Source organism: Agromyces cerinus subsp. cerinus, assembly GCF_900142065.1.
Lineage (GTDB): Bacteria > Actinomycetota > Actinomycetes > Actinomycetales > Microbacteriaceae > Agromyces > Agromyces cerinus.
In genome coordinates this window covers 589,076-602,948 of sequence record NZ_FSRJ01000002.1, presented here as the reverse complement: position 1 = coordinate 602,948, position 13,873 = coordinate 589,076, and the positions used below count along the sequence as shown (strand labels likewise).

General features: G+C 70.0%; 12 protein-coding genes. All 12 read right to left on the bottom strand.

Annotation, left to right across the window (positions count from 1 at the left end):
• Positions 1–62 precede the first annotated feature (62 nt).
• Genes BUR99_RS08755 through BUR99_RS08700 form a run of 12 tightly spaced genes read right to left on the bottom strand, consistent with a single transcriptional unit; the run spans position 63 to position 13,581 of the window.
• Positions 63–320, bottom strand: a complete 258-nt coding sequence (locus BUR99_RS08755; protein ID WP_074259959.1) for an acyl carrier protein — start codon at positions 318–320, stop codon at positions 63–65.
• Between the two features lie 20 nt (positions 321–340).
• The gene (locus BUR99_RS08750; protein WP_074259958.1) at positions 341–1,567 is read right to left on the bottom strand and encodes a pyridoxal-dependent decarboxylase, exosortase A system-associated; all 1,227 of its coding nucleotides are present in this window, start codon (positions 1,565–1,567) and stop codon (positions 341–343) included.
• On the bottom strand, positions 1,564–3,156 hold the full coding sequence (locus BUR99_RS08745; RefSeq protein WP_074259957.1) for an acyl-CoA ligase (AMP-forming), exosortase A system-associated: 1,593 nt from the start codon (positions 3,154–3,156) through the stop codon (positions 1,564–1,566). Before BUR99_RS08745 ends, BUR99_RS08750 begins: the two co-directional genes overlap by 4 nt.
• A complete protein-coding gene (locus BUR99_RS08740; protein WP_074259956.1) occupies positions 3,153–4,517 on the bottom strand; it encodes a glycosyltransferase family 4 protein in 1,365 nt (454 codons plus the stop codon). The genes BUR99_RS08745 and BUR99_RS08740 overlap by 4 nt, the downstream gene beginning before the upstream one ends.
• Positions 4,518–4,519: 2 nt before the next feature.
• Positions 4,520–6,037 (bottom strand): lipopolysaccharide biosynthesis protein, encoded by a 1,518-nt coding sequence (locus BUR99_RS08735; RefSeq protein WP_074259955.1) that lies wholly within the window; start codon positions 6,035–6,037, stop codon positions 4,520–4,522.
• Positions 6,034–7,275 carry a rhamnosyltransferase WsaF family glycosyltransferase gene (locus BUR99_RS08730; RefSeq protein ID WP_074259954.1) on the bottom strand — a complete coding sequence of 414 codons (1,242 nt, stop codon included), beginning with the start codon at positions 7,273–7,275 and terminating at the stop codon, positions 6,034–6,036. The genes BUR99_RS08735 and BUR99_RS08730 overlap by 4 nt, the downstream gene beginning before the upstream one ends.
• Entirely contained in the window at positions 7,272–8,561 is a 1,290-nt protein-coding gene (locus tag BUR99_RS08725) for a glycosyltransferase family protein (protein WP_074259953.1), read from the bottom strand. The genes BUR99_RS08730 and BUR99_RS08725 overlap by 4 nt, the downstream gene beginning before the upstream one ends.
• Complete coding sequence (locus tag BUR99_RS08720; protein WP_074259952.1) at positions 8,558–9,706, bottom strand: DegT/DnrJ/EryC1/StrS family aminotransferase; 1,149 nt, start codon at positions 9,704–9,706, stop codon at positions 8,558–8,560. Before BUR99_RS08720 ends, BUR99_RS08725 begins: the two co-directional genes overlap by 4 nt.
• Positions 9,703–10,338 (bottom strand): NeuD/PglB/VioB family sugar acetyltransferase, encoded by a 636-nt coding sequence (locus BUR99_RS08715; RefSeq protein ID WP_074259951.1) that lies wholly within the window; start codon positions 10,336–10,338, stop codon positions 9,703–9,705. Before BUR99_RS08715 ends, BUR99_RS08720 begins: the two co-directional genes overlap by 4 nt.
• Positions 10,335–11,495 (bottom strand): DegT/DnrJ/EryC1/StrS family aminotransferase, encoded by a 1,161-nt coding sequence (locus tag BUR99_RS08710; RefSeq protein ID WP_074259950.1) that lies wholly within the window; start codon positions 11,493–11,495, stop codon positions 10,335–10,337. The genes BUR99_RS08715 and BUR99_RS08710 overlap by 4 nt, the downstream gene beginning before the upstream one ends.
• Positions 11,492–12,487 (bottom strand): NAD-dependent epimerase/dehydratase family protein, encoded by a 996-nt coding sequence (locus BUR99_RS08705; RefSeq protein ID WP_074259949.1) that lies wholly within the window; start codon positions 12,485–12,487, stop codon positions 11,492–11,494. The genes BUR99_RS08710 and BUR99_RS08705 overlap by 4 nt, the downstream gene beginning before the upstream one ends.
• Entirely contained in the window at positions 12,484–13,581 is a 1,098-nt protein-coding gene (locus BUR99_RS08700) for a Gfo/Idh/MocA family protein (protein ID WP_074259948.1), read from the bottom strand. Before BUR99_RS08700 ends, BUR99_RS08705 begins: the two co-directional genes overlap by 4 nt.
• Positions 13,582–13,873: the final 292 nt, after the last annotated feature.

Sequence of the window (13,873 nt, the reverse complement as noted above, 5' to 3'; positions counted from 1 at the left end):
AGGCTCGCACCCGGTGGTAGGCGCCAGGGCGACGGCAGGCTCACCGGAGGCATGGAGCACCATCACGCGGCCGCGAGCTTCGCGTCGACGAACTCGGTCAAGGTGCCCACCGTCTCGAAGAGCTCGGCCCCGAACTCGTCGTCGTCGACGGTGATGCCGAATCGTTGCTCGAGCGCGGCCACGAGCTGCACCACTCCGAACGAATCCAGTTCCGGCAGCGAACCGAAGAGTGCGGTGTCGGCGTGCAGGTCGTCGGGGCGCTGCTGCAACTCGAGCGTCTCGACCAGCACCTCGCGAACGGCGTCGAACGTGTCATCCATGCTTGCTCCCTGTCACCTGATCAGACGAGGACCTCCACCGGAGCCGGATGCCCCAGGAATGCGGTCGGGCTCGCGGTCAGGCCGTACGCCCCGGCCTGGAAGATCACGATGAGATCGTCGATCTCCGCGGGAGGCAGCTCGACGTCGTCGCCCAGCAGGTCGAGCGGCGTGCAGAGGCACCCCACCACCGTGACGCCGCCCCCGGCTGCGGCGTCGGCGCGGTTGCCGACCGCGACGGGGTAGTTGCGACGGATCGCCTGCCCGAAGTTCCCGGATGCAGCGAGCTGATGGTGCATCCCGCCGTCGACCACGAGGTAGGTCCTGCCGCGCGACACCTTGCGGTCGAGCACCCGGGTGACGTACACACCGCACTCCCCGACGAGGTAGCGCCCGAGCTCGATCACCGGCGTGGCATCCGGGAGCCGTTCCGCGATGACGCCGTCGACCAGCTCGTGCAGCCCTGCTGCAACCTCGTCGAGATCGAGTGGGCGATCCCGATCGACGTACGGGATGCCGAACCCTCCACCGAGGTTCAGATACCGGAGCGGTGCCGGCAGATGCTCCGCGAGCTCGGTCACGAGGTCGACGGTGCGTCGCTGGGCCTCGGTGATGACCGCGGCGTTCAGGTTCTGCGAACCGGCGAAGACATGGAATCCGAGGATGTCCACCCCGGCCGCTGCGAAGTCGTGCAGCACTGCGGGGACCTGCTCGGCGTCGATGCCGAACTGCTGCGGGCCTCCGCCCATCCGCATCCCCGAACCCTTGACTGCGAAGTCCGGATTGACCCGGACGGCGACGGTCGGCACGATGCCGAGCTCATCGCCGGCGGCGACGACCCGGCGGAACTCGGTGGCGGACTCGATCTCCACGATGATCCCGGAGGCGACCGCGCGGCGGATCTCGGCCGGTGCCTTGCCGGGCCCCGCGAAGCTGACCCGGTCCGCCGGGAGCGTCGTGTCGAGCGCCGTCAGCATCTCTGCCGACGACGCCACGTCGATCCGATCGACCCGGCGCGCCAGATGCTGGACGATCGCCGGCATCGGGTTGGCCTTCATGGCGTAGCTGAGTTCGATCCGCGCCGGAAGCGCTGCGCGCAATCGATCGACGCGCCGGTCCAGCAGCGTGCGGTCGTAGGCGAAGAACGGCGTCGAGCCGACGCGGGCCGCGAGCCTGCTGAGCGGCATTCCGCCGACCCCGAGCTCGGCGTCGATCGTGCCGAATTCGGCGATGTGCTCGTTCGGTTTCATCCGGCGACCTCCGCCCTGATGAGCTTGCGGTCGAACTTGCCGTTCGGGGAACGAGGCAGCTCCGCGCGGATCTCCACCCGGGACGGGACCATGTACAGCGGGAGGAGCGGTCGGAGCGCCGCGATGAGCACGGGTGCACCCCCGTCGAGTCCCGTGCCCGCCGGTGTGGCGACGAGGACGATCCGCTGGCCCAGGGCAGGATCATCGACGCCGAACGCGACGGCGTCGCGAACGAGCCCGGTGGCGTAGGCGGCCTCCTCGATCTCGGTCGGGCTCACCCGATATCCCGAGGTCTTGATCATCTCGTCCGCGCGACCGACGAAGTACAGGAAGCCCTCCTCATCGGCCACCACTGTATCTCCCGACCACACGGCCATTTCGAGGGCGCGCCAGGGCTGGTCGGCATGGTCGACCGGGCGGAACCGTTCAGCCGTCCGAACGGGGTCGTTCCAGTAGCCGAGTCCGACGAGGGCCCCGCGGTGCACCAGCTCGCCTTCCTCGCCGACGGAAGCCGGCGAGCCGTCGGGTCGCATCACGACGATCTCGGCATTCGGGATGGCTTTGCCGATCGAGTCGGGGCGACGATCCACCTCAGCCGGGTCGAGGTACGTCGAACGGAACGCCTCCGTGAGTCCGTACATGAGGTAGGGCTTCGCCTCGGTGAAGGTCTCGCGGAGTCGGGCGAGCGTCGTGCGCGGCATCCTTCCGCCCGTGTTCGCCCAGTAGCGGAGCCGGTGCGCGGTCTCCTTCGGCCACGGGACATCCATCAGCTGCTGCCAGAGCGGCGGAACGCCCGTCAGCCCGGTGACGCCGTACTGCTCGCAGAGCTTCGGAACGTCTCTGGGCAGCAGGTAGTTCATGAGCACGCAGTGGGCGCCGACCGAGAACGCCGTCGTGACCTGGCTCAGACCGGCATCGAAGCTCAGCGGCAGGGCGCTCAGGATGACGTCGTCGCCGTCGTTCTCCAAGTAGGAACTCACGCTCTCGGCGCCGGCGATCAGGTTGCGATGACTCACGACGACGCCCTTGGGCCCGCCGGTGCTGCCTGAGGTGTAGAGGATCGCGGCCGGATCGATATCGATCCGAGCGGATCGGCCGGCCTCTCCGCCTGCACGCTGCCCGTCGCGCCAGCGGTGCACCCGGGAGTGCACGGCCGGGGCGGCGCCGTCCGTGCGGCCGGCGTCGGCGGCGCCGATCAGGATCACGTCGGCGATCGCGGTGCCCGGCAGGATCGAGATCAGCTGGGTGAGTCGGTCGGTCGACGTGATGAGCACTCGGGCACCGCTGTCGACGAGGATGTGACCGACCTGCGCCGGCTTGAGGACGGGGTTGATCGGGACGAACAGCCCGTCGGCGGCCGAGGCGGCGAAGATCGCGACGACGGTCTCGATCCGCTTCTCGAGGGAGATCGCCACGCGATCGCCACGTCCGAGGCCGAGAGCTCGCAGATGATCGGCGACGGTGCAGACGCTCCCCCAGGTCTCGGCGTAGGAGACCGTGCGGTTCCGGTAGCTCAGCGCGGGCGCATCGGGAGTGCCTGCGGCCGCGTGCGCCAACAGGTCGTGGACGGCGGTTCCGACCGGAGTCATCGCGCTCTCCGTTCGATGAGATACCGCCGGAACTCCTCGGGATCGTCGAGGTCGACGTAGCTCCGACCCTGCGGGTCGGTGTCCGGCGCGCGCTCGGGCTCGGGGACGGCCGCGACCCGGTCCGCGCGCCCGGTGCGCGAGTCGAGGTTGCCGAATCCGGAGAGACCGTCGTAGACGGAGACGTACGCCGCCGCCTGAGGGCGCCAGTCCAGGACCGCGGCGACGCGAGCCCGCGCCTTCGCTCCGAGTTCGACGCGCCGCTCGGGGTCGTCGATGAGCCCCTCGACCACGTCGGCCAATGCCCTGAGGTCGCCCGATGCGACGTACTGCACCGTGTCGGCACCGGACACGCGTGTCTCCCGCAGGTCGAACGACACCGCGGGCAGTGCATACGACATGTACTCCATCGTCTTGTTCATCGTGGACAGGTCGTTGAGCGGGGTCTTCAGGTCGGGGCAGACCCCGATGTCGGCGCGGCTGAGGTACTCGGCGATCGCCACCCGGTCGACCCGCCCCGTGAAGGTCACGTGGTCGTCGAGTCCGAGCGACGTCGCCTGCGCCCTGAGCTGCGCGAGGCAGTCGCCGAACCCGAGGAGCGTCGCGCTCACATTCGCCCGTCCCCGCCGATGCACGAGCTCGTCGACCAGGAGCAGCACCTGGTCGACCCCGTCCTGCGGCCCCATGATGCCGAGATACACGAGGTTGATCCCGTCGAGGGGGCGCGGATCGTCGGGGTAGATCGGGCGCATCTGCCGGGTGTCCGGCCCGCTGCGGACGACGGTCACGTCCGTCGGGCGCCGCTGCCCCCGCTCGACCGCGATCGCCTTGTACGAGTCGTTCGTCGAGATGACGCGATCGGCAGCACGGAACGTGCGCCGCTCGAGCCATCGCAGCACACGGTACTCGAGGGCCTTGAGCCCGCCGGTGGGCGCACCGAACCGGGAGAGGAAGAGCTCGGGATTCAGGTCATGGTGGTCGAACACGAACCTGACCCCGAACGGCCGCCACAACAGGGCGAGCAGCCAGAACGTGTCCGGCGGATTGCAGGCCTGGATGATGTCGAACCGGCGATTGCGTCGCACTCGAAGCGACAGCCACGCAGTCCGCACCCAGCTGTAGGCGAACTCCCACGCGAACCCTGCCAGCCCGCCCGCCTCGGGCGCAGGCTGGTACTTGTAGATGTCCACGCCGTCGAGGCGCTGGCGGGCGGGATCGCCCGGTCCTTTCGGACAGATCACGCTGACCCGGTATCCGCGAGCGATCAGGGCCCGGCATTCCAGCCACACGCGCCGGTCCAGCGGGACGGGCAGGTTCTGCACGATGATCAAGATGTGCGGAGGAGGGGCGGCTGCAACGGTCATCCTCATCCCTCCTTCTGCGGAGAGCGGATCCGGTTTCCCCGACCGAACCGGGACAGCACCTCGACCAGGTCGTCGAAGACGGAGCGGGCGAACACGCGGACCAGCACGAGGTCCGCCGCCAGAACCGCGAAGCCCACGATGAGGATCCTGACGATCGGGAGAAGCCCGTCCGACAGGGCGAGCGCCGCCCACCCGGCGCCGAAGCCGACCACGACCGAAGCGATGAGGAAGCCGAACGGCCCCGCCGCCGTCCTCGGCGACGCCTCGAGCAGCCTGCCGACCAGGAACCAGCGGCTCACCGTGGCGAGACCGGCGATCACGAGGAATCCGAACGCGACGGCCTCGAGTCCCCATCGGGCCGTGATCGCCGTCGTGGCGACGGTGCACGCATCGACGATGACGGCGTAGACGAACCACCTGCCGGGCTTGCCGAGTCCGTAGAAGAGCCCGTGATCGAGCGTCGCGCCGACGACGATGATCCCGGCGAGTGCGAGGATCTGGGCGACAGGCGCGCTCTCCGCCCATCCCTTGCCGAAGACGATCGGGATGATCAGCGGCGAGGCCACCGCCACGACCGTGAGCGGAGGGGTCATCAGGGCGTAGGTCATGCGCAGCGCGCGCACGTACGCCCGCCGCAGACGCTCGGCGGAATCGCGGATCTTGGAGAAGGCGACCGATGACACCGGCAGGAGCGCCGAACCGGTCAGGTCCTGCACGATCTGGACGAGTCGCTGCGCGATGTTCAGGTACCCCAGCGCCGCCATGCCGAGCACACCCGAGATGATGGCGGTCTCGGCGAACACGCGGCACATGCCGACGAACTCGACGCCGAGCACCTGACTGCCGAACCGGGCCATCGTCGTGAACTCCGTGCGCGAGAACTCGAACGCCGGACGCCAGCCGGCCGTGACCCACGCGAGCACGGCGGTCACCAACGCGGTCACCAGCACCTGGCCGACCAGGGCCCAGACGCCGAAGCCGGTGAACGCCATGGTGACGGCGACCACCTGAGCCGCGAGCGCGGCGATGGCCCCCTGCACTGCCAGCGCACGGAACCGCATGGCTCGCCGAAGCAGCGCGATCGGCACCGAGGCGACGGCGACGAGCACCACTGCGAGGGCCATGACCTGCAGGACGGGAACGACGTCGTCGGAACCGAACACGGACCCGAAGACCGGGGCGAACCCGATGACGAGGCCGCACAGCAGGAGACCGGCCAGGGACGAGAACCAGAAGCCCGTGCTCAACATGCGCCGGTCGGTGGTGTCGGCCTGCACGATGTACGCGGAGAATCCCAGATCTGCGAGCAGGTAGAAGAACGGCAGCACGCTCGACGCGGCGGCCACGACACCGAAGTCCTCCGGCGTCAGAAGTCTGGTGAGGATCGCGATCATGACGAAGCCGAAGAGCCTGATCACCCATTTCTGGACCGTCAGCCAGAACACGCCCGATGCCGCCTGTCGACCGACGGACCCGATGGGAGAGTCGTGGGTCCGGGGTTCGCGCTCCGCGGGTGTCATGATCCGTACACCTCGTCCTCGAGGATCCGCACGACATCGGACTGCGCCTTCGTCCAGCCGAACGGACGCACCGACTCCGACGCGCTCCGCGCTGCCGCGTCCCGATCCGCGCGTGCCACGACATCGCCGAGTGCCGCGGCGATCCCATGGGGCGTCGGGTTCGCCCACGCGACGTGCCCGTTCACGAGATCCGCGCGCGAATGCGAGGAGTCGTTCACGACGGGGATCGCACCGGCCGCCAGCATCTCCTCGGCGACCAGGGAGATGTTCGTGAACGACATCGCGAGCCCGGCGATGCTGCGGTTGTAGAGTTCGTTGAGTTCCGCCGGGGTGAGCCGGCCGTGCTGAGCGACCGGGAACGGCAACCCGTTGATCTCCGCTCCGTACATGTGGATGTCGATCTCGGGGTGGAGTCCGTGGAACTGCTCCAGCGCGAGCCTCGCGAGCCAGTAGCCCCGACGCGGCACGTCGGGGCGCGCGTACGCCACCACGCCGGTGCGTGCACGTCCGGGGAGCAGTCGATACACCGAGGTGTCGCATCCGAACTCGGTCGTGTCCGGAGCGATGCCGACCTCCGACCGGAGGAGTTCGGCCACCATCTCGCCCAGCGCGATGCAGCGGAACCCGAACCGATACGTGTCCTCTGCCAGGGCGTACATCGACCCGCGTGCGTAGAAGAACGGCTCGAAGTCCTGGATGAAATAGAGCCGCCGCATCGGTGCCGTGCCGCGTCGGGCGAGCACGTGCGCGGTGTCCCACGACGAGGCGACGCTCGCGTCGACCCCCGAGATCCCGGCGGACGCGTCGTGCACGCCGGCCCCGATGTTCGGCCACCAGCCGCGGATCACGCGCTCGTGCTCGCGCACGTCGCCGCCGTACCGGTCGTAGAGGAAGAGTTCGCAGCGATGACCTGCGCGCTCGACCGCCTCCACCATCCGGAACAGCGTCGTGTGGCCCCCCGAGCCCGCCCGCGGCGGCGTCGTCACCCACCCGATGCGCAGCTGCTCCGATCGCAACGGTCGACGCTCGGGAGTCGCCAGGTTCAACCGCGTCGAATCGGCGACATCGCCATCCAGCAGCGGCTCGTCGAGGCTCGGATCGTGCAGTCGATGGAACGCGTGCCGCGCCAGACGCTGGGCGAGCGCACGCGGGCCGCCGGCGCGAAGGATGCCCGCTGCCTTGGCCGCCCTCGCCCCGGTTCGGCGAGCAGCACTTCCCTGGGGCTCCTCGGCGTTCATCGCGTGGTCCGCTCCACCATCTGCAGCGTCCCGTCCGGACCGTGCCGGTTCCACGCGAGGGATGCCGAGGCCCGCCCGCCCGAGAACCGGCCGCCGCTCATCCGACCGGCCGTCCGCTCCGCCTTCGCGGCGAGTATCCGAGCCTCCATGCGCAGGTCCCCCAGCCACGCCGAGGCCGACCTCGACTCCAACGCGCCTTCGTAGACGCCCGCCAGGCGGAGCGCCATCGTCGGCAGTCCGAAGTGCTCCTCTGCGAACTGCCGTGCCGTTCGTCCGAGCGCGACGCGGTCAGCTGGGTGGTCGACGAGTTCGCGGATGTGCCCCAGGAGCATGCCGGCCCCGTCGGTCACGCTCTGCGGACTCCAGAAGTTGTTGTGCAGGATGGCTTCGGTGTCGGGCGGACGGAAGATCGCACTCCAGCCGCGCTCGCCCAGCACGATGAGCGGCTTGCCGAAGGCGAGCCCCCGTGCAGCGGAGCTGCCCATTCCGAGTACGACGTCGGCTGCGTCGTACACGGGCCGGGGGTCCGACATCGGCCCGAAGAACACGATCGCGGACCGTCCGAGCCGCGCATTGACCGCTGCGGCCCGACCGCGCAACCGCTCCTCGGCATCACCGGTGCCTACCACGATCAGGTGGATCCGAGGGTCGTTCGCGGATTCGACCGCGCAGATCGCGTCCTCGATCCCCCGGCCCTTCAGCTCCGTGGCGACTCGGCTGACGATGACCAGCACGACCGCGTCGCCGGCCACGCCCAGCCTGCGTCGGAACGATTCGCGATCGGTGACTCCGGATGCATCCCGCGACGTGTCGACCGGAGGGCTGATGAGGATCGCACCGCCCGGGCGGTCCGCCAACTGGTCCCGCAGATAGCCGGTACCGATCACCACCGGCACGGAGGGATGCGTCCTCGGGTCGTACGAGTTCTCGTAGATCGTACGGACCAGCGCGCGCCGCCCGAACAGCCCCGCGCCCCAGTACGCGGCCCGCTCCGAGGAGCTGAACGCGTGCACGAGGTCGGCCTCCCAGCGGTCGGCGAGCCTCGAGATCGTGCGCGCGTGGGCCATCAGCGGCGCCGGTCGCCGATACACCTCGAGCTGCACCCCGTAGTCCCGTGCGATGTCCAGCAGAGACGGCCCTTCGACGGGGAGGGTGTCCTCCGGGCCGATGAGGAGGCTGTCGAAGCCGTGCACCGACACTGCGGCGGACAGCTGGACCGCGTTGATCTGCGCCCCGCCGAGCTCGAGATTGTCGAGCTGCACGAGGACGCGGGGACGCGCGTTCATGGCCGTCGGACCATCGCGGGACCGGGTGCGACGACCCGGCTCAGCGCATCGACCACGATCTCCTGCTGCCCTGCAGTGAGGTGCGGGAACATCGGCAGCGAGAGGATCCGAGCTGCAGCCGCCTCCGCCACCGGGAACTCGCCCTCGCGGTACCCGAGTTCGGCGTATGCGGCCGTGAGGTGCAATGGCGCGGGGTAGTGGATCGCGAACCCGACGCCTGAGGCGCCGAGCTCGGCGAAGACGCGGTCCCGTTCGTCGACCCTCACGACGTAGAGGTGCCAGACATCGTCGTTTCCCGGTCGGACCACCGGCGCACGCACACCCGACACGTCGGCGAGCAGTTCGCCGTATCGGGCCGCGGCGGTGCGGCGCGCCGCATTCCAGTCGTCGAGACGGCGCAGCTTCGCGCGCAACAACGGCGCCTGAACCGCGTCGAGGCGCGAGTTCGCCCCCGCGCGGTCGTGAACGTACTTCACCAGGCTGCCGTGGGCTGCGAAGTTGCGCACGAAGTCCGCCACGACCGGGTCGTCCGTCAGCACGGCGCCGGCGTCGCCCCCGGCACCGAGGTTCTTGCCCGGATAGAAGCTCGTCGCCGCGACCCGCCCGAGCGCGCCGGCGCGTCCGAATGCCGACGAGGCGCCCTGCGATTGCGCAGCGTCCTCGACGATGGCGAGGCCGTGGCGCTCGGCGATGGGCTGGAGATCCTCGACGGGCGCGGTCTGCCCGTACAGGTGCACGGGAACGATCGCACGCGTACGCGGGGTGATCGCAGCCTCCACGGCGGACGGGTCGATGAGCAGGTGCTCGTCGTCGACGTCGACGAACACCGGCGTCGCACCGATGCGCGTCGCCGCCTCGGCCGTGGCGATGAACGTGTTGACGGGAATGATCACCTCGTCACCCCGCCCGACGCCGACGGCGCGCAGCGCCAGCTCGACCGCGTCCGTGCCGTTGCCGACGCCGATGCAGTGCTCGACGCCGATGTACGCGGCGTAGTCGCGCTCGAACGCGGCGACCTCGGGACCTCCGATGAACGACGCGGACTCGAATTGCGCACGCCACACGGGCAGCACCTCATCGGCGACCTCGGCCTGCTGCGCCGCGAGGTCGAGGAACGGCACCCTCGTCGTCGGGATGCTGCTCATGCCGACCCTCCCAGCCGTCGCGCCGGCACGCCGGCCCAGGTCTCGTCGTCCGGCACGTCGGCGAGCACGACCGCGCCCATGCCGACGGTCGCACCCGAACCCACGGCACAGCCCGGCAGCACCGACGCGTTCATCCCGAGGTACGCTCCGCGACCGATGCGGACACCGCCCCCGAGCGACACGCCGGATGCCAGGGTCGCGAAATCGTCGACGCGGCAGTCGTGGGTGACGGTGACCCCGGGCATCGCCACGACGTGCCCGCCGAGCACCGCGTCGGCGGTGATGACCACGTTCGCGAGCAGGATGGACCCCGCGCCGATCGCGCAGCCGCCGGGATTGCGCACCGACGGGTCGATCAGGGTGACGTAGCGCGAGGGATCCACTCCGGCGCGCGACATCCGCTCGACGATCGCCGCGCGCACGAGCCCCGAGCCGACGCAGACGAGCACGTCGGCATCGGGATGGCCCACGACGTCCTCGACACCGCCGAGCACGGGCACGCCGCCGACCGTGCGAGGAAGCCCGGCGTGCCGGTCGTCGAGCACGCCGACGATGTCGCGTCCGGCCTCGCGCAGCACGGGCACGACCTCACGGGAGAGGCCGCTCGACCCGACGAGCACCAGACCCTTCACGGTCGGAAGCGCCCGGCCTCGAGCACGACGGCCGTGACGCGGTCGAGTTCGTCGTCGGTCATCTGGTGGAAGAGCGGGAGGACGATCGTGGCGTCGGCGAGGCGTTCGGTCACGGGCAGCGCCGCAGCGCCGGTGTCGCGGTCGGCGTACGCGGGCTGTCGGTGCGCGGCCATGATGCCGCGCCGTGCGGAGACGCCCGCCTCGGCGAGCGCGACCAGCAGACCCTCCCGGTCGATCGGGTACTCGGGCAGCACCTCGAGCCAGAGCGACTGGAAGTTGCTCGTTCCCCAGGCGGGGTCGCCGACGAGCCGCACGCCCGAAGCGTCGGCGAGCGCCGAGCGGTAGCGCCCCGCGAGCTCGCGCCGTCGCTCGACGACCTCGGCGAGCCTGCCGAGCTGTACGAGCCCCACGGCGGCCTGCAGGTCGGTCATGCGGTAGTTGAAGCCGATCTCGCCGTACTCCTCGGGCGGCGAGACGAGACTCGCGTGCCGCTCGGCCGCCGAGACGCTCATCGCGTGCTCGCGGAGCCTGCGGGCACGCTCGGCCCAGTCGGCACGACTCGTGGTGATCATGCCGCCTTCCCCGGTCGTGAGGATCTTCCGCGGGTGGAACGACCATGCGGAGATCTCGGCGCCGGCCCCGACCGGTCGACCGCGGTACGTCGACCCGGCGCCGCAGGCGGCATCCTCGATCACCACGATGCCGAGCGGATCGCACAGCGCCCTGATCGGGGCGAGATCGACCGGGACACCGCCCTGATCGACGACGATCACCGCGGCCGTCTCCGGCGTCAGGGCGGCCGCGACGGTCTCCGCGGTGAGATCCCCCGTCTCGGCGTCGACATCGGCGAAGACGGGGCGCGCGCCCACGTACGTCGGCGCGTTCGCGGTGGCGATGAACGAGAAGGACGGGACCACGACGTCGTCTCCGGCGACGACGCCGGCGACCACGAGCGCAAGGTGCAACGCGGTCGTGCAGCTCGAGGTCGCGACGGCCTCGGGCGCCTGCATCGCGGTCGCGAAGCCGTGCTCGAACTCGGCGACCCGCGGACCCTGGGCGACCCAGCCCGACTCGATGACCTCGGCGAGCGCCGCCGCCTCCTCGGCGCCGAGCCACGGCTTCATCACATTGATCCGCGCGGGTGCTCCGGTGTTCATGCGATCGCCGTCGTCCTCCCAGCGGCGATCGCCTCACGCTGCGGTCGCCACCACTCGACGAGCTCGGCGAGCCCCTGCTCCAGCCCGACCTCCGCGACGAAGCCGAGGTCTCGGCTCGCCGCCGAGGTGTCGGCGAGCCGCCGCACGACACCGTTCACTGCGCGGTCGGGTCCGTGCTCGACCGCGAGATCGGAACCCATCACGCGCAGCAGTGCCTGCGCGAGCTCGAGCAGGCTCGTCTCGCGGCCGCTCGCGACGTTGTAGACGCCCTCGCGGACGTCGCTCGCGGCGGCCAGCACGTTCGCCCGCGCGACGTCGCGGGTGAACACGAAGTCCATCGTCTGCAGTCCGTCGCCGAAGACGAGTGGCGGCTTCCCGTCGGCGATCCGCTCCATCCAGCGCACGAGCACCTCGGTGTAGAGACCGTGCACGTCCATCCGCGGCCCGTAGACGTTGAAGTATCGGAGCATCACGTGATCGAGGCCGTACATCGCGTGGAAGCTCCGGAGCATGCCCTCGTTGAACGACTTCGCGGCACCGTAGAAGGTGTCGTTGTTGTGGTGGTGGTGGCGCTCACCGGTCGGGAACTCCTCGGCCATCCCGTAGACCGACGCGCTCGACGCCGACACGAGCTTGGCGACCCGATGCTCGGCTGCGGCCTCGAGCACGTTGAAGGTGCCGTCGACCAGCACCTCGAGCGCGAGACGCGGTTCCTCCGCGCACTGCGTGATCCTGATCGCCGCCTGGTGGAAGACGAGATCCTTGCCCCGCGTGAGGTCGTGCACCAGGTCCCGATTCCGGATGTCTCCGTCGACGAGGGTCACGCGCTCGGACGCGAGCGCCGGCGCGATGTTCTCGAGACGACCGCGCACGAGGTTGTCGAGGATCTCGATGCGTTCGACGCCGGCATCGAGCAGCTGGTCGACGAGCGTCGACCCGATCGTGCCGGCACCGCCCGTGACGAGTACGGTCGCCCCCTGCAACTGCGTCATGCCGGTTCTCCCGCAAGCTGAACCGAACGCGCTCCGTCGAGTGCCGTCGGCGCCGTCGGGTCCGCAAGGGCGACGACCTTGCCCCCGCCGCCGAGACTCTCGGATGCCGCCTCGAGCACACGCAGCACCCTGAGCCCCGAACCGCCGTCGGTGCGCGCGGTGCGCCGTTCGCGAATCGACTCCGCGAACTCCGACACCATCGAGGCGAGCGCCTCGCGTTCCTGGAGCGCCGGGGACCACGTGTCGCCGAGTCGGTACGAGATGGTCACGGCGCTCCGATCGGCCTCGTCGATCGCCTGCTGGCCGAGATCGACGCCCCGGTCGAAGACGCTCACCCGCTGCTGGGGATTGAGATCGTCCCAGACGAGCGTGCGCTTCGCGCCGCCGATGATCATCTGCCTGATCTTCGTCGGGCTCAGCCAGTTGACGTGGACGTGCGCGACCGCGCCGCCTTCGAGCGGCAGCGAGAGGTAGCCGATGCAGCTCTTGCCCGCCTTGAGAGGGTCGGCACCGTGCGCAGCCACCGACATCGGGTGCAACCCGCCCGGGAGGATGAAGTCGATGATCGACAGGTCGTGCGGCGCGAGATCCCAGAACACGTCGACGTCGGGTTGGATCAGACCGAGGTTGATGCGAACCGAGTCGACGAAGAGGATCTCGCCGAGCTCGCCCGCCCGGATCAGTTCGCGGATCTTGAGGACGGCGGGGGCGTAGCAGTAGGTGTGGTCGGTCATGAGCACGACTTCGGCCTCGCCGGCGGCGCGGATCATCTCGACCGCCTTCTCGCTGCTGTCGGCGATCGGCTTCTCGACGACCACGTGCTTGCCCGCCCGCATCGCGGCCGTCGCGATCGCGAAATGCGTCCTGGCGGGCGTCGCGATCGCGATCGCATCGATCTCGGGGTCTGCGAGCAGCTCCTCGAGGTCGCTCGTTCCGCGCACATCCCGGAACTGCGACGCGAGCGCGGCCGCGCGGTCGACGTCGAGATCGCAGATTGCGGCCAGGCGCCAGTCGAGGCTCAGGTTGAAGTTGCGAGCCAGGTTCGGCCCCCAGTAGCCGGCTCCGACCACAGCGACCGTCAGCGGGTAGGACATGGAGTGTCCTCCTTGCAGGGCGGATGCACCGCACCATTCGGGGTTCGGGTTCTCACTGGTGCACCGCGTCGGAGGGGTGCCGATGCACCACGGCGACGCGGTTGCTCTCCGAGAGTCGCATACGGCCCTATGGCCGACAATCCCCCAGTGCGGGGGCGACAGACCGGGCAGCGCCCCGTCGAATCGGGCCGTGGCCTCTGAAGTGGGGGGAGCGCCGAACGGCGATCTGCGGTAGGTGTGGAACCGAGGGCCGCTGCCCGTACGGGCGGCGTGAGCCACCAGGGTGAGGATA